At 36.1% G+C, this 21,574-nt stretch carries 26 protein-coding genes; 11 read left to right on the forward strand and 15 right to left on the reverse strand.

Features of this window, described 5'->3' with window-relative positions:
- Nucleotides 1-41 precede the first annotated feature (41 nt).
- Together G9C87_RS17540 and G9C87_RS17545 are read left to right on the forward strand one after the other, a co-directional pair.
- On the forward strand, nt 42-290 hold the full coding sequence (locus G9C87_RS17540) for a VF530 family DNA-binding protein (protein ID WP_172283563.1): 249 nt from the start codon (nt 42-44) through the stop codon (nt 288-290).
- Between the two features lie 107 nt (nt 291-397).
- A complete protein-coding gene (locus tag G9C87_RS17545; RefSeq protein WP_172283566.1) occupies nt 398-898 on the forward strand; it encodes a peptidylprolyl isomerase in 501 nt (166 codons plus the stop codon).
- A 59-nt stretch (nt 899-957) separates the two neighbouring features.
- Here the strand turns inward: G9C87_RS17545 and G9C87_RS17550 are convergent, their stop codons facing one another.
- On the reverse strand, nt 958-1,335 hold the full coding sequence (locus G9C87_RS17550; RefSeq protein ID WP_172283569.1) for a YchJ family protein: 378 nt from the start codon (nt 1,333-1,335) through the stop codon (nt 958-960).
- Between the two features lie 112 nt (nt 1,336-1,447).
- Entirely contained in the window at nt 1,448-3,589 is a 2,142-nt protein-coding gene (locus G9C87_RS17555; protein ID WP_172283571.1) for a M3 family metallopeptidase, read from the reverse strand.
- 232 nt (nt 3,590-3,821) lie between these two features.
- Between G9C87_RS17555 and G9C87_RS17560 the strand changes: the two genes are divergently transcribed.
- On the forward strand, nt 3,822-4,637 hold the full coding sequence (locus tag G9C87_RS17560; RefSeq protein WP_172283574.1) for a head GIN domain-containing protein: 816 nt from the start codon (nt 3,822-3,824) through the stop codon (nt 4,635-4,637).
- Between the two features lie 3 nt (nt 4,638-4,640).
- On the opposite strand, the gene G9C87_RS17565 is transcribed toward G9C87_RS17560, so the two are convergent.
- From G9C87_RS17565 to G9C87_RS17585, 5 genes are all read right to left on the reverse strand, one after another.
- The gene (locus G9C87_RS17565) at nt 4,641-6,527 is read right to left on the reverse strand and encodes a monovalent cation:proton antiporter-2 (CPA2) family protein (protein WP_172283585.1); all 1,887 of its coding nucleotides are present in this window, start codon (nt 6,525-6,527) and stop codon (nt 4,641-4,643) included.
- A gap of 8 nt (nt 6,528-6,535) precedes the next feature.
- The gene (locus G9C87_RS17570; protein ID WP_172283587.1) at nt 6,536-7,057 is read right to left on the reverse strand and encodes an NAD(P)H-dependent oxidoreductase; all 522 of its coding nucleotides are present in this window, start codon (nt 7,055-7,057) and stop codon (nt 6,536-6,538) included.
- Nucleotides 7,058-7,248: 191 nt separating this feature from the next.
- Nucleotides 7,249-8,055, reverse strand: a complete 807-nt coding sequence (locus G9C87_RS17575) for a TPM domain-containing protein (RefSeq protein ID WP_172283589.1) — start codon at nt 8,053-8,055, stop codon at nt 7,249-7,251.
- Nucleotides 8,036-8,464 carry a TPM domain-containing protein gene (locus tag G9C87_RS17580; RefSeq protein WP_194304275.1) on the reverse strand — a complete coding sequence of 143 codons (429 nt, stop codon included), beginning with the start codon at nt 8,462-8,464 and terminating at the stop codon, nt 8,036-8,038. The genes G9C87_RS17575 and G9C87_RS17580 overlap by 20 nt, the downstream gene beginning before the upstream one ends.
- Entirely contained in the window at nt 8,464-9,072 is a 609-nt protein-coding gene (locus G9C87_RS17585) for a LemA family protein (RefSeq protein ID WP_172283591.1), read from the reverse strand. The genes G9C87_RS17580 and G9C87_RS17585 overlap by 1 nt, the downstream gene beginning before the upstream one ends.
- Nucleotides 9,073-9,145: 73 nt before the next feature.
- On the opposite strand from G9C87_RS17585, the gene G9C87_RS17590 reads away from it, so the two are divergent.
- Both G9C87_RS17590 and G9C87_RS17595 read left to right on the forward strand, forming a co-directional pair.
- Nucleotides 9,146-9,646 (forward strand): dihydrofolate reductase, encoded by a 501-nt coding sequence (locus G9C87_RS17590; protein ID WP_172283593.1) that lies wholly within the window; start codon nt 9,146-9,148, stop codon nt 9,644-9,646.
- 68 nt (nt 9,647-9,714) lie between these two features.
- Nucleotides 9,715-10,287 carry a tetratricopeptide repeat protein gene (locus tag G9C87_RS17595; protein WP_172283595.1) on the forward strand — a complete coding sequence of 191 codons (573 nt, stop codon included), beginning with the start codon at nt 9,715-9,717 and terminating at the stop codon, nt 10,285-10,287.
- Nucleotides 10,288-10,356: 69 nt separating this feature from the next.
- Here the strand turns inward: G9C87_RS17595 and G9C87_RS17600 are convergent, their stop codons facing one another.
- The 3 genes from G9C87_RS17600 to G9C87_RS17610 form a co-directional block, all read right to left on the reverse strand.
- Nucleotides 10,357-10,989 (reverse strand): trimeric intracellular cation channel family protein, encoded by a 633-nt coding sequence (locus G9C87_RS17600; RefSeq protein ID WP_172283597.1) that lies wholly within the window; start codon nt 10,987-10,989, stop codon nt 10,357-10,359.
- Between the two features lie 82 nt (nt 10,990-11,071).
- Complete coding sequence (gene coaD, locus G9C87_RS17605) at nt 11,072-11,545, reverse strand: pantetheine-phosphate adenylyltransferase (RefSeq protein WP_172283599.1); 474 nt, start codon at nt 11,543-11,545, stop codon at nt 11,072-11,074.
- Nucleotides 11,546-11,547: 2 nt separating this feature from the next.
- Nucleotides 11,548-12,540: a D-alanine--D-alanine ligase gene (locus G9C87_RS17610; RefSeq protein ID WP_172283601.1), complete on the reverse strand. Its 993-nt coding sequence runs from the start codon at nt 12,538-12,540 to the stop codon at nt 11,548-11,550.
- A 156-nt stretch (nt 12,541-12,696) separates the two neighbouring features.
- On the opposite strand from G9C87_RS17610, the gene G9C87_RS17615 reads away from it, so the two are divergent.
- The 5 genes from G9C87_RS17615 to murI all read left to right on the forward strand — a co-directional run bounded on the left by G9C87_RS17615 (nt 12,697) and on the right by murI (nt 18,011).
- Nucleotides 12,697-13,806: a PASTA domain-containing protein gene (locus G9C87_RS17615; RefSeq protein WP_172283603.1), complete on the forward strand. Its 1,110-nt coding sequence runs from the start codon at nt 12,697-12,699 to the stop codon at nt 13,804-13,806.
- Between the two features lie 71 nt (nt 13,807-13,877).
- Nucleotides 13,878-14,942, forward strand: coding sequence for an RluA family pseudouridine synthase (locus G9C87_RS17620; protein ID WP_172283605.1), 1,065 nt, complete (start codon nt 13,878-13,880; stop codon nt 14,940-14,942).
- Between the two features lie 51 nt (nt 14,943-14,993).
- Nucleotides 14,994-15,944 (forward strand): type IX secretion system membrane protein PorP/SprF, encoded by a 951-nt coding sequence (locus G9C87_RS17625; protein WP_172283607.1) that lies wholly within the window; start codon nt 14,994-14,996, stop codon nt 15,942-15,944.
- 50 nt (nt 15,945-15,994) lie between these two features.
- Entirely contained in the window at nt 15,995-17,119 is a 1,125-nt protein-coding gene (gene hemW / locus G9C87_RS17630) for a radical SAM family heme chaperone HemW (RefSeq protein ID WP_172283617.1), read from the forward strand.
- A gap of 61 nt (nt 17,120-17,180) precedes the next feature.
- Nucleotides 17,181-18,011, forward strand: coding sequence for a glutamate racemase (gene murI, locus G9C87_RS17635; protein ID WP_172283619.1), 831 nt, complete (start codon nt 17,181-17,183; stop codon nt 18,009-18,011).
- A gap of 57 nt (nt 18,012-18,068) precedes the next feature.
- On the opposite strand, the gene G9C87_RS17640 is transcribed toward murI, so the two are convergent.
- Nucleotides 18,069-18,668 carry a nitroreductase family protein gene (locus tag G9C87_RS17640; RefSeq protein WP_172283620.1) on the reverse strand — a complete coding sequence of 200 codons (600 nt, stop codon included), beginning with the start codon at nt 18,666-18,668 and terminating at the stop codon, nt 18,069-18,071.
- Nucleotides 18,669-18,752: 84 nt separating this feature from the next.
- On the opposite strand from G9C87_RS17640, the gene G9C87_RS17645 reads away from it, so the two are divergent.
- A complete protein-coding gene (locus tag G9C87_RS17645) occupies nt 18,753-19,100 on the forward strand; it encodes a winged helix-turn-helix transcriptional regulator (RefSeq protein ID WP_172283622.1) in 348 nt (115 codons plus the stop codon).
- On the opposite strand, the gene rsmD is transcribed toward G9C87_RS17645, so the two are convergent.
- The 4 genes from rsmD to G9C87_RS17665 form a co-directional block, all read right to left on the reverse strand.
- Complete coding sequence (rsmD, locus tag G9C87_RS17650; protein ID WP_172283624.1) at nt 19,097-19,675, reverse strand: 16S rRNA (guanine(966)-N(2))-methyltransferase RsmD; 579 nt, start codon at nt 19,673-19,675, stop codon at nt 19,097-19,099. The two genes, G9C87_RS17645 and rsmD, sit on opposite strands and share 4 nt — an antisense overlap.
- 69 nt (nt 19,676-19,744) lie before the next feature.
- On the reverse strand, nt 19,745-20,461 hold the full coding sequence (locus tag G9C87_RS17655; RefSeq protein ID WP_172283626.1) for a DUF3822 family protein: 717 nt from the start codon (nt 20,459-20,461) through the stop codon (nt 19,745-19,747).
- Between the two features lie 18 nt (nt 20,462-20,479).
- The gene (locus G9C87_RS17660; RefSeq protein WP_172283628.1) at nt 20,480-20,974 is read right to left on the reverse strand and encodes a Smr/MutS family protein; all 495 of its coding nucleotides are present in this window, start codon (nt 20,972-20,974) and stop codon (nt 20,480-20,482) included.
- A gap of 8 nt (nt 20,975-20,982) precedes the next feature.
- Nucleotides 20,983-21,477: a metallophosphoesterase family protein gene (locus G9C87_RS17665; RefSeq protein WP_172283630.1), complete on the reverse strand. Its 495-nt coding sequence runs from the start codon at nt 21,475-21,477 to the stop codon at nt 20,983-20,985.
- Between the last annotated feature and the right edge of the window lie 97 nt (nt 21,478-21,574).

A 21,574-nucleotide genomic window follows, 5' to 3' on the forward strand; every position in this document is an offset into this window, starting at 1 on the left:
TCAAAATCTCACAGTATTATTAGTACTTTTGTAAAAAAAAGATGGAACAATCCAAAGACCCGCTGCACGGAAAAAGACTGGATACAATTCTTGAAGAACTTGTGGAATATTATAACGGATTTGAGAAGCTTGGAGAACAAATTAACATCAAATGTTTTACGGATAATCCGAGTATCAGCTCTTCTCTGAAGTTTTTAAGAAAAACGGACTGGGCAAGAGCTAAAGTTGAAAGTCTGTATCTCTTTGTATTGAGGCAGAAAAAAAGGGATCAGACAAGGGATAAAAACTAGAAAAACTCAATATGGATTGAAGATTTTCTCAGTACTTTTTCTGTAAATCAAAAGTAGTATATTTGTGCTGTTAATCGTGAAAGGACTCACGAAAAAAAGATAAAAATATGACAATCGAAAACAATCATGTTGTAGCTGTAAGTTATATACTTCACACTATCGAAGAAGACGGAAGTAAAATTCTTGTAGAAGAAACAACAGCAGAAAACCCACTTACATTTTTACACGGTGTAGGAATGATGATTCCAAAATTTGAACAAAATATCCTTGGTTTGAAAGCTGGTGATAAAGTATCCTTTACTATTCTTCCTGAAGAAGCTTATGGTGAAAGACAACCGGATGCCATTGCACAATTACCGATTGACATGTTTAAAGAATCCGGTGTACCTCCTGTAGGAGCTATTTTACCTTTGTCCGATAATCAAGGGAATAATTTTCAGGCATTGGTAGTAGAAGTTACTCCAGATGTTGTAATTGCAGATCTTAACCACCCTATGGCTGGAAAAGTATTAGATTTTCAAGTGGAAATTTTAAATACACGTCCAGCTACGGAAGAAGAGTTATCACATGGCCATTCTCATGGGATCGACGGAACAGATGTTCACTAAAAAATAAAAATGTCCGATTTTTTCGGACATTTTTTTTATAATCAGTTTAGCAAGTATTTTTAATCTAAAAATTCTCCGGAAACATAGTACCATCGATCGTGCATTTTCTGGAAAACAGAAAATTCATGATGAACTTGTGGATTTCCATCCTGATCAATGTAGTGGGCTTTAAATTCCACATGGTTTAAAGCAGGTGTCCGGATAATTTCAAGTTGTACCCATTCATTAATCTCTCCCCATTCCTGCAGATCTTTTTTATTGTGGTATTTACGTTTTCCGGGTAGAGTAGTTTCCATCAGATATTCACCATTGGGGATTGCGAAAGCCGAAAATCTGGAGCGCATTAATGCTTCAGCAGTTGGAGCATGCTTCTCTCCGGTGTGATGGGGTTTGCAACATTCAGCGTATAATTTACCCGAACAACATGGACAATTCATTTTTCAATTTTTTAAAATACAAAAATCACGATTTTTTATCATAATACCACAAATTTCACATTATGTATTTTACAAATAAAAAGCATTCATTAATTTGAATGCTTTTTAATTATTATTTAATAAACCCTCTGTTTCTCAATAAAGGTTTTATATCCGGATCATGTCCTGTAAAATCTCTGAATGCCTGGTTCAGGTCTACAGAGTTTCCTACAGAAAGAATGTATTTCCTGAAACGGTCTCCATTTTCTCTTGTTAAGCCGCCATTATTTTTGATCCATTCCCAGGCATCATTATCTAATGTTTCAGACCATAAATAAGCATAATATCCCGCTGAATATCCACCGCCCCAGATGTGCGCAAAATAAGGTGTATGATATCTCGGTGGAACAGTAGCCAGATTAAATCCATGCTTGGCAAGGGATTGTTTTTCAAACTCCAGGACAGGAATAAGCTGACTTTCATTTGTTACTGTGTGCCAATCCATATCCAGTTCTGCTGCCGAAACCAATTCGGTAGTCATGTACCCCTGATTAAAAGTTCCCGCTTTTTTGATCTTATCAACCAATGCTTGTGGGATAGGTTGCTTAGTTTCATAATGAAGGGCATAGTTTTTCAGAATAACAGGATCCAGAGCCCAATGTTCATTAATCTGTGAAGGGAATTCTACAAAATCTCTAGGGACATTAGTTCCGGAAAGAGAAGGGTACTTCTGGCTTGCAAACATTCCGTGTATTGAATGTCCGAATTCATGGAACATGGTAGAAACATCATCATAACTGATCAATGAAGGTTTACCGGGTGCCGGTTTCTGGTAATTGTAGCAATTTACAATCACAGGTTTTGTTCCTAAAAGGTAAGATTGCTCAACAAAGTTACTCATCCACGCACCTCCGTTTTTAGAATCTCTCGTGAAAAAATCAAGATAATAAATAGCAATTGATTTTCCGTCGTGGTCAAAAACCTCATATGTTACCACATCAGGATGATAGGTTGGAAGGTCAGTTCTTTTTTTGAATGTAAGCCCATAGAACTTTTCGGCAGCATAAAAAACTCCTTTTTCTAAAACTGTGGTTACTTCAAAATAAGGTTTGATTTGATTTTCATCCAGATCAAATTTTGCTTTTCTTACCTGTTCTGCATAGAAATTCCAATCCCAAGGCTCTACTTTAAAGCCTCCTTTTTGCTGATCGATAAGGTCCTGGATATCTTTTGCTTCACGTCTTGCAGTTTCTACTGCTGGAGTTGCAATCTGATTCATCAGTTTAGTAGCTGCTTCCGGCGTTTTAGCCATCTGATCCTGGAGTTTCCATTCTGCAAAGCTTTTTTTACCAAGGATCTGGGCTTTTTTAAGTCTTAGTTTAGCTAGTTTTTCGATAGTTTCCCTTGTGTCATTAGCATCTCCTTTTTCAGCTCTCAACCATGAAGCCTTGAATAGTTTTTCACGGGTAGCTCTGTTTTTAAGATTCTGTAATAGCGGCTGTTGTGTTGTATTTTGTAATGCTAATAAATACTTGCCGGGTTGTCCTGCTGTTTTTGCATCCGCTGCTGCTGCTTCAATTTCATCAGCAGAAAGGCCATCAAGTTCCTTTGCGTCCGAGAAGAAAACACCCCCCTGCTTTCTTGCTTCCAGTAATTTATTGGAGTATTGAGTGGAAAGCGAGGCCAGTTCCTGGTTTACTTGTTTTAATTTTTCTTTATCCGCCGCAGAAAGATTAGCACCAGCGATCTCAAAATTCTGCTTATAATATTGTAATAATCTCTTACTTTCAGAATCTAAACCATCCTCTTTAATAGATTGTATTCTTTTGTAAAGATTGTCATTAAGATACATTTTATCAGAGTGCGCTGCAAAAACCGGGGCGTATTCTTCATCCAGTGATTGTAATGTGGGATTCGTATTTGCGCTTGTTAAATTCGAAAATACAATCAGGGCTCTTTTTAATACCTCCCCGCTTTTCTCCAAAGCGACAATTGTATTTTCAAAAGTAGGTGTTGCCGGATTGTTTGCAATTTTAACAATTTCAGCATCATGCTGTTTTAATCCAAAATCAAAAGCAGGTTTAAAATCTTCATTCTTAATTTTATCAAATTCCGGAGCCTCATACTGAAGCTTACTTTTTTTCATAAATGGATTTGAAGAAAGAGAAGAATCTGGTACAGGAACTTCCTGTTGAGTATCGGTTTTTTTCATTGTAGTACAAGAGTAGTTAAATGCCAAGGCAGAAATTAATAATACCGATGAAATATTTTTCATAAAATTACTTATTATTGAAGCATAAAGATATTAAAAACTAAACTATAATAGCTGCTTTCCGGTAAAGTCTTTCCTGAAAATAACATGGTCGCAGAATTTAAATCAAAAATATAAGATTTTACCTTTGGTCAGTTTTAGGAATGTAATTAACTAAACAGTTGTAATATTTTTTATACTTTAGTTGTTATTAATATAAAAGAATACTAAAACTTAAATTAAAAAATTAATACATATGAAAACGACGACTCTTTTTATTTTTTCAACTTTAATAGCAGTGTCTGCATGTAATGAAAAATATGACAGGAAAAACAAGGAAAAAAGTGATTGGGTTTCAAAGGTAGTGGACAAAGGAAGCGGCCCTATCAGAGAGAAAGAATTTAAAGGCGAGTTCGATAAAATTGAGGTTTCTCAGGCTATTGATGCTGAGATTATAAAATCTGAAACTGAAAGAGTAGTGATCTCTGCACCAGAGAATCTTATTGATGAAATCCTTGTAGATAATACGGGTGGGAAACTTCATATCCATTATAAGCCGGGAATCAGAGTGATGAATCAAAATAATGTTACCGCTAAAATTTATGCCAAAGATTTTACCAAGCTTGACGCAAATTCTGCCGGAAAAATCACAGTTAAAGATAAATTTACCCAGGAGAAAACGGATATAGAAATTTCCAGCGCGGGAAGTGTTACCGGAGATCTGGAAGCGAATAATTTTGAAATTTCAGCGGGTAGCAGCAGTAGTTTTGAAGGGAAAATCTGGGCTGTTGACTTAGAAATTGATGCTTCTTCAGCTGCAAGCATCTCATTAACGGGGAAATCTAAAAATGCAAATATTACATCCTCTTCAGGAAGTAGCGTATCTGCAGAGCAGGTTCTTGCAGAAAATGTAAAAGCAGAAGCTTCCAGCGGAGCAAGCGTAGAGATAAGCGCTACATCCAAAATAGATGCTAATGCATCTTCAGGCGGAAGTATCGATGTTCACAAAAAAGGAAATGTAACTTCTGTAAATAAAGAAGAGAGTAGTGGAGGAAGCGTTAATATACACTAGATATTAATCTTCAGAATCCTCTTCTTCTTCTTCTTCAACGGATGAGGCACTTTCCCAATCTTTATTATCGAAACTAAGATTATCAAATGCCAATAGCTCCTCCTCTCTTTGGAGGAGTTCTTTTGTCGTAAACAGGAGCAGTTCATCTTCTTCTTTTATTTTTGCCAGCCTTCTGATAGATGCTTTATCTATGGCCATAAATCTCTGTCCGAGACGTCTGGCAGCATATTTTCTCATGCCTGTTTCATGAAGAACGTCTATAGCCATGTCTACAGCTGTGCCCAATGTTTCTCTGTAAATTTTATCAACACCTTTATTGAGATAGCTGTATGCATCAATTCTGTTTTTAGCTCTTACAAAAATTTTCACATCGGGATAATGCTCCCGGACAAGATCAGCAATAAACATATTATCATTAGGATCATCAAGGCAAAGGACCAGTATCTCGGCATCTTCAATTCCTGCCGCACGTAAAATCGGAATACGGGTGGCATCACCATAATAGACCTTAAAGCCATAGCTACGCAACAATTTTACCCGATCAGAATCTCTGTCCAAAACAGTTGCTGAAATCTTATTGGCTTTTAAAAGCCGTCCTACCGTACTTCCAAAGTGGCCGAACCCAACAATAATAATTTTCTTTTGTGCAACATCGCTCCCCAGAATATCAAAATCGTGATCAGTATCCGGTTCTTCTTTGATAAATTTAGGTGTGAAAAATTTGTCATTTACAATCAGAAGAAAAGGAGTAATACACATTGTAATGGCTGTTACTGCCATAAGTTGGTCATTTAATTCAGGACCGAGTAGGTAAAGATCAGATGCGTAATTTATAAGGACAAAAGCAAACTCTCCGACCTGAGAAAGGGCAAACGCATAAAACAGACTTTGAGGAGTGTCTATTTTAAAGAATTTTCCGATAGCATAGAGAACTATAAACTTTACGATCAAAACTGCAAAAACAGTAGTGAATATAAATAAAGGATCATCCTGGATGATATTGAAATTCATCGTTGATCCTACACTGACAAAGAAAACCGCGAGCAATAAACCTTTAAAAGGGTCGATCTGTGCTTCCAGTTCATGTCTGAATTCACTGTTTGCAAGCATGACGCCTGCAAGGAAAGCACCCAATGCCGGAGACAGACCAATGGCAACCATAAGTTCGGCAACCCCGATAACAAGAAATAGGGAAGAGGCTGTTAACAATTCGGTCATTCCGGATTTCGAAACATATCTTAAGAAAGGAACAAATACATACCTTCCCAACAGAATAAGGATTGCTACTCCAAAAAGTACCGTTGCAGCCTGTAGCCACTCAGGAAGTTTCTGAATAATCACCTGTATTTCATTGTTATGGTTTCTTGGTTTATAATGTGCTATTACAGGCAGTATGGCAAGAATGGGAATTACAGCAATATCCTGAAATAATAAAGTGGAGAAAGAGGCTTCTCCTGCTGTAGTTTTGAGGTTGTTCTTTTCCTGTAAGGTCTGCAATACAATAGCAGTAGATGACAAAGCGAAACACATTGCTACAGCAGTAGCCTGGTCTGCTCTCCATCCAACACTGATGAAAACCAGAATGAGCAGGGAGATGGTGAGAACCATTTGGGTTAATCCCAATCCTATAATCTTTTTCCGCATTTCCCAGAACTTCCTGGGTTCCAGTTCTAATCCTACTAAAAATAAAAGCATGATTACGCCAAACTCACTCGCATGCATGATATCATTGACATTCTTGCCTGTGAGCTTAAGTACGTAAGGACCAATAATGATTCCTCCTGCAATATATCCAATGACGGAGCTTAACCCAAATTTCCTGGCAAGTGGAACCATAATAATGGCTACACCCAGAAAAAGTAACGTGTTAATTGCTAAAGAAGATTCCATATATTATTTCATTGATTCAATAGTTCCATAAACTCTTTTTTATGAAGAATAATTTCCTTTTTCGTAAGCTTATTGGCTTCATAAACGATTTTAATATTTTTGATATTGGCTTTAAAAACATTTAAAGAAACAATTAATCCACTGATTAGCTCGTCAATCGTGTATTGATATGTTCCTGTTTTGGTAAAAGACCGTTCTTTCCCTCCTGTTGTGACCAGAATGTATACCTCTTTGCCTTCAAGGGGATTATATTCTCCTTCTTTAAGCCAGTCGCGATCAAAAACCTCATCAATCCATAATCTCAACAAAGGAGGCATTCCAAACCAGATAATCGGAAACTGAAAAATAAAACGGTCATAATTTTTCAGCCGTTTTCTTTCTCTAAAGGCAGCAATGTGAAAATCCGGATAATCTTCATAAAGATCACGAAGCGTGAAATGCTGATGACGAACATAGAAATTGATAAGCTCTACATTCGAGTTTGAATGTTCCAGATAAGGATGTGCAAAAACCACCAATGTCTTTTTCATAATCCTGTTTTCAGTAAATATATTAAAAAATTAATAGAAAAACGATAGTTTTTAAGAGGTTTTGTTAATTTATTAATACAAAAACTTAAATTTTTTATTAAAATAAAGCAATAAAATGTTCTTATTTTAGTGTTTTAAATAAAAAAAATCAGTCATTATATGGCTGATTTTATATTTTGTTAATGTGTATGTTACCACCCTCCGGATGCACCTCCTCCGCCAAAACTTCCACCTCCTCCGAAGCCGCCAAATCCACCTCCTCCGGAACTTCCGCCACCAAAGCCTCCACCGCCGAAGCTGCCCGGGAAAGGGAAGAATCCGCCAGGATAATTTCTGCGTCCTCTTCTGTTCAGGATTACATCGTCATCATCATTATTTCCGCCCCCACCTCCTCGGTTCCCGAAGAGAATAGCCAAAATAATAAATATGACGAAAGCAATGATAAGAACTCTCAATGCCTTTCCATTTCCTTCCCCTGTTGTTGGTTCATTTACAGGCTTAAATTTCCCCTGAACGGCTTCCATAATGGCTGAAGTACCGCGGTTTATCCCTTCATACCACAATCCTTGCCTGAAGTTAGGAGTTACAATATAATCCAGTATTTGTCCGGAAACTGAGGCGGTAAGATATTGTTCTACTGCTCTTCCCTGCTGTATAGACATCGTCCTGTCCTGAGTTGCTATAAGAAAAACAATTCCATTATCTACCCCTTTCTTTCCGATTCCCCATTTTTCACCAAACATTGTTGCCAGAAAATTGACATCTTCTCCTTTTGTACTTGGAATAATAATCACCTCAATTTCTGTAGATGTCGAATCTGCGAATTTGATCAGCTTATTATTAAGATCATCTTTTTCCTGTTGTGAAAGCAGGTTAGCTTCATCATATACAGGATATAAAACAGTTGGTTTTTTAGGAATGGTATATTGTGCTGATACAAAAGTGTAAAAGCAGATCAATAGAAATGAAAATACTGATTTAAGAGAACGTAATTTCATTGGGGAGTTCATTGGGATTTTCTCCTTCTACAGGAAAATATTTTTTTAATTCAATACCAGTCTCAAGAATGGCACTCTTCAAAGCTTTGTAATAATTTCCTTTGGCAAATTCAGAAGTTATATAGTCATGCAGGTGGTCCCAGAAATACTGATGTACTTTTTCATGAATTCCCGTATCACCAATAATGGTAAGGTATTTTTGTTCAAAATTAACATGGAAAAGTACTGCATTTCTATGCGTGGTTTTGTGCATACCAAGCTTTTTAAAAACTTCCAGCGCTGTTTGGGCATGCTGGGTTTCCGTATGGGAATCTATATGCACTCTGATCTCACCTGTAGAATTCTCTTCCGCAGACTGAATAGCTTCCACCAGGGAAGCTATTTGTTGATTTGTCAGGAAATTGCTCATTATTCAGAGAAAACTTCTGGTGCTTTATTAGCTCCGGCTTCTGCTTTGAAATAAGGTTTTTCTTTAAAGTTTGTAAAATTCGCCAAAATATTATTTGGGAAAGTTTTTATCGTAGTGTTATAATCTTTCGCAGCATCATTGAAATAAACCGTTTCAGATCTGATACTGTTTTCAATTGCGGTGTATTCTCTTTGGAAATTGATGTACTGCTGATCAGCCTTTAAATTAGGATATGATTCTACCACAGCCATTAATCTGCTTAAAGCTCCTGATAATTCTCCCTGTGCAGCCTGAAACTTCGCAAGGTCAGCTTCTGTCATATTGGTAGGATCAATATTTATGGAGGTTGCTTTCGAACGGGCCTCTATTACTTTGGTTAAAGTTTCCTGTTCAAATTTTGAATATGATTTTACCGTTCTTTCGAGGTTAGGAATCAGGTTGGCTCTTTTCTGATAAACAGTCTCTACATTAGACCATTTGCTGTCAACATTCTGTTCTTTTGTTACGAAATTATTATATCCGCTTTTTCCCCAGAAGAAGATTACGGCAACAATGATAAGGAGAGCAATGCCAATAGTTCCGGCGCTCAAACAGCCTTTATTTTTCATAGTTTATTTTTTTAAATTTTTTGTGCTAATCAAATATACAAATTATGTGCTAATTTTGTGGAAAATTATTTGAATGACAACAATTGTGGTAGCAATGGGGGAGAAAAATGAAATTGGTTTTAATAATCAGTTACTCTGGCATCTTCCGAAAGATTTAAAACATTTTAAAGATATAACTTCCGGACATCCGGTAATCATGGGAAGAAAAACCTATGAAAGCATCGGGAAGCCACTTCCTAACCGTACCAATATTGTTATTTCAAGAAAAAAAGATTGGTTTGAAGAAGGAATCCTGATCGTGGGCAGTATCAAGGAGGCTGTAAAATTTGCCAAGAAAATTGATGAGGAGATCTTTATAATAGGCGGAGGAAACATATATGAACAGACGATGGATGTTGCGGACAAGCTTGAAGTAACTTTAGTAAAAGCAGATCTTGAAGCGGATACCTTTTTTCCAAAAATAGATGGTAAAATCTGGGCAAAAACAAATGAAATTTGCCATGAAAAGGATGAAAAGAACCCGTATGATTTCTGTTTTCAAACGTTTGAGAGGATTAAAAGTAAACAGGATTAGAATTCTGACGGCTAAGTTCTAGCTTCTAACCTCTAAATTTTTTATCTTTGCACTTCTAAAATTGAATAATGAATAAATACATAAAAATTGTAATCGCAGCTCTTCTTATATTGGGTGGACTTGCCATGATGATTTTCACAAGAAATTTAGGTTGGGGAATTGTAATCTTTCTTCTTTCAGCTTTGCCGATCTTTCTTTTCTTTAAAAATGAATATATCCTTTTGGCTTTCTGGCAATTGAGAAAACAGAATATGGAAAAAGCTGTAACTTATTTAGACCATATCAGGAACTATCAGACACAGCTTCATAAATCTCAATATGGTTATTTCCATTATCTGCAGGGATTAACTCTGGCTCAGGAACATCCTACCAAAGTTGAGCCTTTAATGAGGAAAGCACTTGAGTACGGTTTAAATATGAAACACGACAGAGCAATGGCTACTTTAAATCTTGCTGCTTCTGCCATTTCTAAAGGAAGAAAACAGGAAGGGCAGAAATTATTGGAAGAAGCTAAAAGATTGGATAGTGCAGGAATGATGACAGATCAGATCAAAATGATGAAAGATCAGTTGAAGATGCCGACAATGCAGAAACATATGCATAACCCTAATATGAGACAAAGAGGAGGGAAAATAAGATAATCGATTCCTTACCATAAAAAATAAAGGCAGAAAGTTTACTTTCTGCCTTTTTATATTCTTTTGTATGATCTACATTTCCGAATTGTGGTCATATCCGTAGAACTTAGGCATCTGCCAGTGGTATTTTACCGCCAGTGTACGGATCACCACTATCAGAAGGATCGTAAAAATCTGGATAAAAGTGTAGGAAAGGTTAGAATATTTTGTCATTAGTAAAAAAGCAGCTCCGCCAAAAATACACGCTGTAGCATAAATTTCTTTTCTGAAGATCAGAGGTATCCTGTTGAGTAAAATATCCCGGATAATCCCTCCGAAACAACCTGTAATAGTTCCGAGTCCGATGCATATCAAAGGATGGATGTCTGCATTTAAACCTTTCTGGATGCCTATAATGGTAAATAAGCCGAGTCCCAGGCTATCAAAAATAAATAAGGTAACCTGAAAGTTTTTTTCAAAAGATTTAAAGACCATCGTAAATATGCTCGTCATAATAATAACAGCGCAGGTCAGCAAATCATGCATCCAGAATACCGGAATATCCAGAAGCAGATCCCTAACAGTTCCTCCTCCCACTGAAGTTACGAAAGCTATAATGAGAACTCCAAAAGGATCAAGTCGTTTTTGCATAGCAGCAAAGCTTCCCGACATCGAGAAGGAAATTGTCCCCAATACTTCTATGGCAAAATTGAACTGTTCGTGCATATATTTTGATTGATAGCTGATAATAGATTGATGATTCTTCCATAAGCAAATCCTTTACCATTTATCACTGATCAACCATTATTTATTTTTTTGTCTTCTCTACTCTTACCGCTTCAGGAACCAGAAGTTCATACTCTCCGTTGTGGTTTATGATTTCCCTTACAATGCTACTGCTGATAAAAGATTTTCCTGATGAAGTTAATAAAAATACGGTTTCAAGCTTCTTATGGGCCAAAGTTCGGTTGGTATGGGCAATTGCTTTTTCAAATTCAAAGTCTGCAGGATTTCTTAATCCGCGGATTATGTATTGTGCATTTTTTTCAAAACAATAATCAACAGTAAGGCCTTCAAAATAGTCAACCTCTACGTTGGGAAATTCTGCAACAGAATTCTGGATGAATTCCATTCTTTTTTCAAGCGGGAACATGTATTTCTTTTGGGAATTCTGTCCGATGGCAATAATTAATTTATCAAAAAGGGGAGCAGCTCTTTCTATAATGTCATAGTGACCTAGAGTAATAGGATCGAATGATCCCGGAAAAACAGCAATTTTCATAATTAGTTTGGTTTTTTCGCTAATGCTTTTTCAACTTCATTTCCACAAAGATCCATTATGGATATACCGTAATGTTTTGCCTGCTGTGGGAGAATACTTGCCGGAGAAAATCCCGGGTTTGTATTCATTTCGAGCATATAAGGAATGCCGTCCATCAATATATATTCACTGCGTGAAAAACCACTCATTCCTAAAGAGTCATAAGCCTTTTTTGAAATTTCTTCAACTCTTTTTGTTGTTTCTTCGTCAATTCTTGCAGGGGTTATTTCTTCTGAAGCACCTTCGTACTTGGCTTCATAATCGAAGAATTCATTGGTAGGAACAATTTCCGTAATCCCCAAAACAATTGTCTCTCCTTTAAAATCAATTACCCCTACAGATACTTCCATTCCATCCAGGAAGCTTTCTATTAAAATTTCATGATCTTCCTTAAATGCAACTTCTGTCGCCGGAAGTAATTCGGACTTTTCTTTTACTTTAGTAATTCCTAATGATGAACCGGATTGGTTAGGCTTTACAAATAGGGGAAGACCAAGATAGTCTACTATTTCATCAACATTGATATTTTCACCCTTTCTCAGATAAATACTTTTTGCTGATGGGATACCATATTTGGACAGAACTGCTAAAGTGTCCTTTTTATTAAAAGTTAAGGCACTCTGATAAAAATCACAACCCGTATAAGTTTGCCCTATAGCATCCCAGTAGGCCTGAAGTATGCCGTTCTCACCAGGTGTTCCGTGAATGATATTAAAGCATACATCAAACTTCAATTGTTCATTATTTTCCAATGTTACAGAGAAGTCTCCTTTATTGATCGGATATTCCTTTTCGTTCTGATCCAGAAAATACCACTTATCCTTTAAAACAACTACTTTATATACATCATACAGATTCCTGTCCAACGAATCATAAATTAATTGACCGCTTTTCAGGGAAACTACGTATTCATCAGAATATCCGCCCATAACTACGGCAACACTTTTTTTGCTCATAACCAAATAGTATCAATTAAGGCAAATTTAATCATTTTATGTAATGCAACAGGTGAAAATCCGAAATTTTGAAACCAAATATGAAATGTGATAAATAAAAAGTACATTCTAAAATTATTAGCTATATTTGCCATTATAATTAAAGTATTTTTAAGTATGCTTAAATCACTTTTCAACTGGAAAGTTTTACTGAATTTGTTAATAGCCATCGGTGTTTTTATAGGGTTGGTATGGCTTACATTTCGTTGGTTAGAATACCATACGAATCATGGTCAGGAAATTCCGGTTCCCAATGTTGTAAACAAATCCGTTCATGAGGCGGTAAAAATATTAGATGATGCCGGTCTGGGCTATGAAGTAGACAGTGCTGCTTATGATCCAAAATACAAACCTTTCCAGGTTTTAAAGATGTCTCCTACTCCTGGTTCCCATGTAAAGGATGGAAGAGCTATTTATCTGATCGTAAACCCGAGAAGCTGGGCTCCGGTTGCAATTCCTGATGTTATTAACAAATATTCAGGTCTGGCTTTCCAAAGGATAGATCAGGTAGGTCTGAAAGTGGGAGATACTATCTTCGAACCTAGCATCCAGAAAGATGCAGTACTTAGAATTTTATTTAAAGGAAACCCTATGAAACCAGGATCGCTGATTCCTAGGTTCTCAACGATAGATGTAGTAGTTGGTTCAGGACCCATGAGAAATATTTCTATTCCTAATGTAGTTGGCTTAACGGTAAAAGAGGCCAGAGCATTAATTACAAGAAGTATGTTTGAAGTAGGACTGGTAGAACATGAAGATGGAGGTAAAGATGAATCTGATATTATCTATTATCAGGATCCTGCTGCAGGAGATGTAAGAGATCAGGGAATGCAGATGGACCTCTGGGCAAGTAAAAAGACTCCGGCAGAATTGCGTTCCAAAATAGAAGAGCTGAACTCCGTATACCGTATGAAGGTAGATACTTCGTTGCCACCTATACAATATGAAGAAGTTCCTGTTCATCAGCAGCCTGTTTACGAACCAGTTCCTGTACCACCAGTGGTTCATAAAAAAATTGAACCTGCTAAAACGGAAGTTTCTAAAACTCCGGTTTCAAAACCTGCGACTGCTGATACGAAGCCGAAAACAACAACCGAAAGTAAACCGAAGAGTACAACAACCAATACTCCTGCGGGAAATAATAATGCTGGAAATAACAAAACAGCAACAAATGGTACACAACAACCAGCTCAAAAACCAAAGGCTAAGAAAGTTGTAGTAGAGTAGTTACCATTTATTATTAAAAATACAGGCTTCAACTTATCATGTTGAGGCCTTTTGTGTAAAAAATAAAAATCATGACAGAAGATAACGAGGATTTTTTTGATGAAGAATTATTGGATTCCAACAATATTGATATTGATGAGGAAAATAAAGGACTGTATGAGCATTTCAATATTACTGTCGATAAAAACCAGGAGCCTTTAAGAATAGATAAGTTTTTACTGATTTTCAGGCAGAATTCTTCAAGAAATAAAATTTCGCAAACGTGCAGAGCGGGTAATGTTGTCGTAAACGGAACTCCTGTAAAACAGAATTACCGTGTAAAGCCGGGAGATCAGATTTCTGTTCTACTGGCCCATCCTCCGAGAGAAAATGTAATTATTCCTCAGGATATTCCGATTAATATTGTTTATGAGGATGATGATCTTGTTGTTGTAGATAAAGAACCCGGAATGGTTGTGCATCCCGGATTTGGAAACTGGGATGGTACTTTGGTGAATGCTCTTGCGTTTCATTTTGCCAAAAATGGTGAGAAATCTGATCTGGATAGAGTAGGCCTTGTTCACAGGATTGATAAAGATACCTCGGGTCTACTGGTTATCGCCAAGAATGAATATGCATTAAGCTTCCTTGCCAAACAATTTTTTGACAGAAAGACCAAAAGATTATATTGGGCTTTTGTATGGGGGAACGTACAAGATGATGAAGGTACCATTCGGGGGCATATAGGGCGTCACCCAAAGAACAGGATGCAGATGTCGGTTTATGAGGACGGAAGCCACGGTAAGCATGCGGTTACGCATTATAAGGTTTTGGAAAGGTTCAGATATATGACCTGGGTAGAATGTAAACTGGAAACGGGAAGAACCCATCAGATCAGGGCTCATTTTAAACATATTGGCCATACGCTTTTCAATGATGAAAGATATGAAGGTCATACGCCTTTACGAGGAGTGAATTTACCTAAATATAAGCATTTTATTAAAAATGTTTTCGAAATCCTGCCAAGACATGCACTTCATGCACATACCTTAGGTTTTATACATCCTACCACTAAACAGGAATTGTATTTTGAAAGCCCAATGCCTCAAGATATGGCGGATGCTGTAAAAAAATGGAGAAATTATTTGGAAAACTAAAAATATATTGAGATTTTTTTTATATTTGTTGAATTGAAATCAAGATTTGTTATGAGAAAACTATATGCTATAGTGTGTTTGGCTCTTTTGTCAAATGCATACAAAGCACAAGAAACACTACCATATTATCAACAATATCTTTTGGATGGTGAGTTCCTGTTCAACCCGGCACAATACGGTAAAACAGATTATGTTCAGCTCAACCTCAATTATCAACAGCAATTTTCAAAATTTAATGAGTCTCCTAATGTGCAGTCAGTAGGGATCAATGCTAACATTTTTGATAGAGTTGGTGCAGGGATATCTGTTTTTAGAGATAGTAATGGTCCTATTTCAGCAGGAGGTATTACAGCGGGTGCTTCATATTTTATTCCGCTTAGTAGTGAAGGAGAGAGAAAAGATCAGTTCTCATTCGGTACCAGTGTTAGTTTTTACAATATGAATTTTGATTATACTAAAATCAATACTGAAGATGGGTATGATCCTTTATTGCAGGGTACGGAGAGTAATATTTTCATGGCATATGCCAACTTTGGTTTAGCTGCGACTTTTAGAAATATCTTTGCCGGAGTATCGGTTAATGATATTGCTTTGACGAATGACGAATCTATTGTGAATGGTCGTGAGCCTTCTCCTATCAAGTTCTTCTTAAACTTAGGATATGACTGGCATTTCGCAGATAATATGTACGTTACACCATCTGCATTAATCAATTTGAATACGAATTCTACAAGAACAATTGATTATAACTTGATGGCCACATTCTTTAATGATATCAATTCATTCTCTTTTGGGGTAAGTTACAGATCAGTTCAGAACAGATTTGATAACCAGCAATTAAGTATTTCACCACTAGTAAAAGTAAGATTCAATAAGTTTATGATCGGAGCAACTTATAATTTAGGTTTATCTGATATTCAGACTTATGGAGGAAACAGCTTTATGATCGGATTAGGTTATAACTTCGATAACTTTATTAATCATAGAGGATATAGATATTAATCAATTTAATTTAAATAAATTTGAGCTCTGAATTTTTCAGAGCTTTTTTTATGATTTATATTCACATTCCTTTTTGTAAACAAAAGTGTAGTTATTGTAATTTTCATTTTTCAACATCTTTACAGTCTAAAGATGAGGTGCTTTCTGCTATTAAGAAAGAACTTTTTTTAAGGAAAGATGAATTACATAATAAAACACTACAGTCGTTGTACTTTGGTGGCGGAACACCTTCAATCCTATCAGGAGATGAGATCAATTCAATTGTTGATGAGGTATTGAAGTATTATAGTTTTGAAAAGGATATAGAAATTACTTTGGAAGCCAATCCGGATGATCTGGATAAGACCTTCCTGAGTGATCTCTCAAAATCACCGGTTAACCGATTGTCAATCGGAACGCAAAGTTTTTTTGATGATGACCTTAGGTTGATGAACCGTGCTCATAATGCTTCACAGGCAGAGGATTCTATTAAGAGAGCACAGGATTTCGGTTTTGAAAACCTGAGTATTGATCTGATCTATGGATCTCCCACTTCTAATTTGGAAATCTGGAAAGAAAATCTGAATAAAACAATTGCCCTGGATGTTCCTCATATCTCTTCTTATGCATTGACCGTAGAGCCTAAGACGGCATTGAACGACTGGATTTTGAAAGGGAAAGTGGCTACACCAAAAGAAGAAGAGCAAAATAAAGAGTTCTACTATTTGTCAGACTTTTTAAAAGACAATGGTTTTGATCATTATGAGGTATCTAATTTTGCTAAACCAGGATTTTATTCAAGGCACAACTCGTCTTATTGGAAGTATAAAGAATATTTGGGACTAGGACCCTCAGCCCATTCATATAACGGAGCTGATGTGAGAAGCTGGAATATCGCAAATAATCAGCTTTATGTAAAGAAGCTGAATTCAAATTCTTTGGCTAAAGAAACTGAAATTCTATCGCAGGAAGACCAGTTTAATGAGATGATCATGATCGGATTACGGACGATATGGGGAGTGGACCTGGATAAACTGAAGAATAAGTTTTCTCCTGAAATAGTTGAGAAATTTGATCAGGAGATTAAAGAAAAGATAGCTGACGGCATACTTGTTATTGAAAATAATCATTTGAAAATACCGGAAAAGCACTGGTTTATGGCGGATGGAATTGCCTCAGATCTATTCCTGATTTGATTGTAAAAGTTTGATGTAATACTGGTGAAATTCATTATTTTTGTATAAAATTTCAACTCTTTTGAAAACAAAGAAACAAGATTATTCGCATCTTTCGGCTAAACAACCTATCGGAATTTTTGATAGTGGTGTAGGAGGTTTAACCGTTGCTAAAGAAATTAAAAGGCTTCTTCCTCATGAAGATCTTATTTACTTTGGTGATACCAAGCACCTTCCTTACGGAGAAAAGTCTCGTGAAGCTATTATAGAATACTCTACCAAAATCACAAATTTTTTATTGGAGCAGAATTGTAAAGCAATTGTTATCGCCTGTAATACGGCAACAGCAAATGCTCTTAATGAAGTGATGCAGACAGTTGCCGGAAGAGTTCCTGTTATTGATGTTATTAATCCGGTTGCAGAGAAGGTATCTTATGAGATCCACACCAATGTTGGCGTGATTGCTACAAAAGCAACTGTGAATTCAGGGCTGTACAAAAAAAGTATAAGAAAGCATAATAAATGGATAAAAGTGGATGAGTTGGCAACTCCATTGCTGGTTCCTGCCATTGAGGAAGGATTTAAAAACCATCCGATTACACATGCGATCATTTACAATTATTTAAGCAATAACAAGCTAAAAAATATTGAAACATTGATATTAGGTTGTACACACTATCCCCTGCTAATCGATGAGATCAAGCAATATTACGGAAACCGTGTTCGTGTTATTGACTCTCCGAATATCGTGGCGAGCCATTTGAAAATTATTCTTGATAAATACAATCTTTTAAACGATCTGAATGCCAAGCCAAGTTATCACTTTTATCTTTCGGATCTGACGAAGAATTTCGAAAAGATATCCAAAAAGTTCTTTGGTAAAAGTATAGACCTGGAATTGAAAGTATTATAATATAAAAAGCTGTTACAAGGAATGTAGCAGCTTTTATTTTAATCAACATTTAAAAAGTTATAGTTCTACTATTATTTTTTCTGATTTCAGTCTTTTCTTAGAGGTGATTGTCGGTTGATTAGTGTCCGTTCCGGATCTTTCTCCGATAGTGACAGCAAATAGAGTTTCATAAAGATCATTCTTCAGGATATTATCGTATTTATCCGTTTCAATTCCTTCCATAGGAGTGGAATCTATTCCCATTTCGGCGCATGCAGCAAGCAATACACCAAGAGAGAGATATACCTGATGGGCTAACCAAGCCCGTATTGCAATGTCACCTTTAGGTTTTACCATCGTTTTATAGTAATTAATTGATCCTTCAGGTAAATTTTCCTGAATTTGCTTTTCAAAATCTTCAACGTTTTTCAGCACCTGGAAGACAATGAGTTGACTGCTGTCCAATACTTTCTCCTTATTAAAATAAGAAGCTTCAGCCAATTGTTCTTTTATTTTCTGATTATTTACAAAAATAAAATTCCATGGCTGGCTGTTGATAGAAGAAGGGCTCAGGTTGAGGATTTCCTTTAATTCAAGAATTTGTTCTTCGCTTACTTTACCTTGTGGATTATACTTTTTCACAGTATACCTGGTTTTCATTTTGGTTAAAAAATTCATAATTTTGTACTATATTTTTTATAGTTGCAAAACTAATTTAAGTTTAATAAATTTGCAAGAACGGTCAAAAAGGATAGTAGTAAAATGTATACAATAGATAATAAAACGTACCCGTGTTGTACAAGTATCACCATGAAGTTTATTGGTGGGAAATGGAAAGCAGTGATTTTATACCATCTTATTGAGGGGGCAAAAAGATATAATGAGATCAGGAAAGATATTCCTACCATTACGGAAAGAACATTAAGCCTTCAATTAAAACAATTGGAGGAAGACGGTATTATCAGTAGAAAGGTTTATACGGAAAAACCACCGTTAGTAGTGGAGTATGCCTTAACTGATTTTGGAAAGACGCTTCTTCCTGTTTTGAATGAAATTACAAGATGGGGAGACGAAGCGATCGCCAATTCCAAAAAAATAACCAGGAATTAGAGTTCCTGGTTTTCTGTATCTGATTGAGTTGGTTCAAAAAAGCTGAAACTTACGTTTCCATATTTTCTGGTATCTATAAGATTCAGGTGTTCAAATTTTAAGCGGCTCTGATGCTCTATAATAAGAACTCCGTTTTCTTTCAGGTATTTATTGTTTAATACCAAAGAGATGATTTCATAGTATTTCTTCTCTTCAGTTTCAAAAGGAGCATCGGCAAAAACAATTTCAAAAGATTTTTTATTTCTGAATTTCTTGAGCCAGTCCACCACGTCCCCTCTTTGCACATTAACCTGTAACGACATGTCCAGTTCGGATGCCGTAGAATTAATGAAGCTTGTATGTTTGGGGTTCATCTCTACAGAAGTTACATCCTGACAGCCTCTGGAGGCAAATTCTAATGAAATAGAGCCTATTCCTGCAAAAAGATCAAGAACAGAGATCGATTGCATATCATATTTATTTTCCAGAATACTGAACAGAGCTTCCTTTGCAAAGTCAGTAGTTGGCCTTACATCAAAGTTTTTTGGGGCGGCAATTTTTTTGGCTTTCCATCGGCCGGAAATTATTCTGTACATGTTGTTAGATGTTAGATTGTTGGTAATGGATGCAATGTCAGGTAAGACCTGGCGTCTGCAACCTGTGACCTAATTAAGTATAAAATTCTTATTAGGAACGTTATCATATACAATTTTCAGGTTCTTTACGAATTTTTGTAATTCAGAAATGAATGTTTCATTTTCAGTGGTTTCACCATAAGCATAGAAGTTGGTTTCATTGATCCCAAATCCTATTTTACTTAATGTGAACATTACAAAATAAAGAAAATCAACCTCAGAATTAACATCCAGATTATTGTATAAGATCAGTTTTTTATTATCAAGGGCAAAAAATTCACATTGGTTATGATAAAGGTTAATGTGGATTTCTTTATTGTTTTTATGGCTGATTGAATTCAGGAATTTTTCTCCTGAAAAATTAAAGTGAACGGGAACGGCCAGCTCCTTTATCTTTTTATAAAAGTTTTTAGGAAAAGTATAATAGAACTGAATCCTGAACTTTTTATTAAGGGACAGCATCAGCTCTTCATTGTCCTTATCCACAGGAGCATTGAACGCAATAAGTTCATATCCCGCCTCATGTTCTGAAAATCCTTCAGGCATAAGGGTAAAATGGTTCAAGGCTGAAATGACAGAAATCTCATCGAACCTTTGCTTTATTAAAACTTCATCCAGTTTCTCAGCGATAAAATTTTTAGGAGACTCTTCATTAACGAAATAAGATTTCTCTTCCAAAATGCTTTTATTCCTCGCAATTTGGTAGATTAATCCGTCTTTTGTAAAAAGTAAATTAAGTACGTTCATATTTCTATTGCTGCAAATTTAGTGAAATTCTACCATTACCGCACCTGATTGATGGTGAAGTATTTCCTTATTGTAAAAATCCAGATCGGCCTGGCTTTCTAAAACATCTAAAACCATCCTTTGCAGAACACCGTCTCCAATGCCATGAACAATCTCCAATCGTTTAAGATGATTTTTCCGGCAGAAGCTCAAAGTATCGATTAATTTTTCCTTTTGGAGGAAAAGTCTCTCGAATCCGTCATAATCATTTGGGTTTTTAACGAGGTTATGAAAATGCAGGTCGAGAACCATATGATTTTTCTGATGTTTCTTTGAAGTGATTTTTTGGGGTTCAGCCTTTTTTACCACTTTTATATTATCATATAAGGAAGCATTTTTCGGAACCAGCTTTTCCTTTGGATACTGATGGGTAAAACCATATTCATCTTTAAGAACAACAATATTTCCTTTTACGGAAGTTATAACCCCGCTTAAATCTTCATCTACCACAGAAACCTGATCTCCAATCTTCATATGTATTTCTATTTTGGACCTAATTCAATAATTTCCAGATCTTTTACTTCTTCACCATCGACCACAAAACGCATCATTGTTCTCACTTTGTGCCACCCCTGTTTTCCGCATGCCCCCGGATTAAGGTGAAGTAAATTATTTTTTGCATCAAACATCGCTTTCAGAATATGAGAATGTCCTGAAATAAATAGCTTAGGAGCTTTTTCTCCAATTTCTTTTTTAGCTATTGCGGTATATTTTCCGGGATAACCTCCGATATGGATCATAAGAACTTCCAGATTCTCACAGAAAAACCTGTTTGCCTCCGGAAATTCGGACCGGATTTTTGCATTATCAATGTTTCCGTAAACGCCTTTTAGTGGACCGATTTTCTCAAGTTGTTCGATCACTTCAAGACTACCGAAATCACCACAGTGCCAGATTTCATCAGCGTCTTTGGCATATTCCAGGATCCTGTCATCAATATAGGAATGAGAGTCGGAAAGAAGAAGGATTTTAGTCATTATCTTACATTTTCTTTCAGGGATATTCTTCGTGTTTAAAATAAAGTTCAAATTTACTTAATAAATGTCGAATTGATTAACTTTGAGAAAATTTAAA

Source organism: Chryseobacterium sp. LAM-KRS1 (assembly GCF_013184525.1).
GTDB classification, from domain to species: Bacteria; Bacteroidota; Bacteroidia; order Flavobacteriales; family Weeksellaceae; genus Chryseobacterium; species Chryseobacterium proteolyticum.

Excerpts from the sequence above, each read along its gene's own strand:
- coaD (WP_172283599.1), bottom strand. The coding sequence starts at position 11,545 with ATGAAAATTGCTGTTTTTCCGGGATCATTCGATCCTATTACTCTAGGT.
- G9C87_RS17555 (WP_172283571.1), bottom strand. The coding sequence starts at position 3,589 with ATGAAAAATATTTCATCGGTATTATTAATTTCTGCCTTGGCATTTAAC.
- G9C87_RS17600 (WP_172283597.1), bottom strand. The coding sequence starts at position 10,989 with ATGCACGAACAGTTCAATTTTGCCATAGAAGTATTGGGGACAATTTCC.
- G9C87_RS17550 (WP_172283569.1), bottom strand. The coding sequence starts at position 1,335 with ATGAATTGTCCATGTTGTTCGGGTAAATTATACGCTGAATGTTGCAAA.
- hemW (WP_172283617.1), top strand. The coding sequence starts at position 15,995 with ATGATTTATATTCACATTCCTTTTTGTAAACAAAAGTGTAGTTATTGT.
- G9C87_RS17595 (WP_172283595.1), top strand. The coding sequence starts at position 9,715 with ATGAATAAATACATAAAAATTGTAATCGCAGCTCTTCTTATATTGGGT.
- G9C87_RS17655 (WP_172283626.1), bottom strand. The coding sequence starts at position 20,461 with ATGAACGTACTTAATTTACTTTTTACAAAAGACGGATTAATCTACCAA.
- G9C87_RS17565 (WP_172283585.1), bottom strand. The coding sequence starts at position 6,527 with ATGGAATCTTCTTTAGCAATTAACACGTTACTTTTTCTGGGTGTAGCC.
- G9C87_RS17580 (WP_194304275.1), bottom strand. The coding sequence starts at position 8,464 with ATGAGCAATTTCCTGACAAATCAACAAATAGCTTCCCTGGTGGAAGCT.
- G9C87_RS17570 (WP_172283587.1), bottom strand. The coding sequence starts at position 7,057 with ATGAAAAAGACATTGGTGGTTTTTGCACATCCTTATCTGGAACATTCA.
- G9C87_RS17665 (WP_172283630.1), bottom strand. The coding sequence starts at position 21,477 with ATGACTAAAATCCTTCTTCTTTCCGACTCTCATTCCTATATTGATGAC.
- G9C87_RS17560 (WP_172283574.1), top strand. The coding sequence starts at position 3,822 with ATGAAAACGACGACTCTTTTTATTTTTTCAACTTTAATAGCAGTGTCT.
- rsmD (WP_172283624.1), bottom strand. The coding sequence starts at position 19,675 with ATGTACAGAATAATTTCCGGCCGATGGAAAGCCAAAAAAATTGCCGCC.
- G9C87_RS17660 (WP_172283628.1), bottom strand. The coding sequence starts at position 20,974 with ATGAAGATTGGAGATCAGGTTTCTGTGGTAGATGAAGATTTAAGCGGG.
- G9C87_RS17575 (WP_172283589.1), bottom strand. The coding sequence starts at position 8,055 with ATGAAATTACGTTCTCTTAAATCAGTATTTTCATTTCTATTGATCTGC.
- G9C87_RS17585 (WP_172283591.1), bottom strand. The coding sequence starts at position 9,072 with ATGAAAAATAAAGGCTGTTTGAGCGCCGGAACTATTGGCATTGCTCTC.
- G9C87_RS17645 (WP_172283622.1), top strand. The coding sequence starts at position 18,753 with ATGTATACAATAGATAATAAAACGTACCCGTGTTGTACAAGTATCACC.
- G9C87_RS17620 (WP_172283605.1), top strand. The coding sequence starts at position 13,878 with ATGACAGAAGATAACGAGGATTTTTTTGATGAAGAATTATTGGATTCC.
- G9C87_RS17640 (WP_172283620.1), bottom strand. The coding sequence starts at position 18,668 with ATGAATTTTTTAACCAAAATGAAAACCAGGTATACTGTGAAAAAGTAT.
- G9C87_RS17540 (WP_172283563.1), top strand. The coding sequence starts at position 42 with ATGGAACAATCCAAAGACCCGCTGCACGGAAAAAGACTGGATACAATT.
- G9C87_RS17545 (WP_172283566.1), top strand. The coding sequence starts at position 398 with ATGACAATCGAAAACAATCATGTTGTAGCTGTAAGTTATATACTTCAC.
- G9C87_RS17625 (WP_172283607.1), top strand. The coding sequence starts at position 14,994 with ATGAGAAAACTATATGCTATAGTGTGTTTGGCTCTTTTGTCAAATGCA.
- G9C87_RS17610 (WP_172283601.1), bottom strand. The coding sequence starts at position 12,540 with ATGAGCAAAAAAAGTGTTGCCGTAGTTATGGGCGGATATTCTGATGAA.
- G9C87_RS17615 (WP_172283603.1), top strand. The coding sequence starts at position 12,697 with ATGCTTAAATCACTTTTCAACTGGAAAGTTTTACTGAATTTGTTAATA.
- G9C87_RS17590 (WP_172283593.1), top strand. The coding sequence starts at position 9,146 with ATGACAACAATTGTGGTAGCAATGGGGGAGAAAAATGAAATTGGTTTT.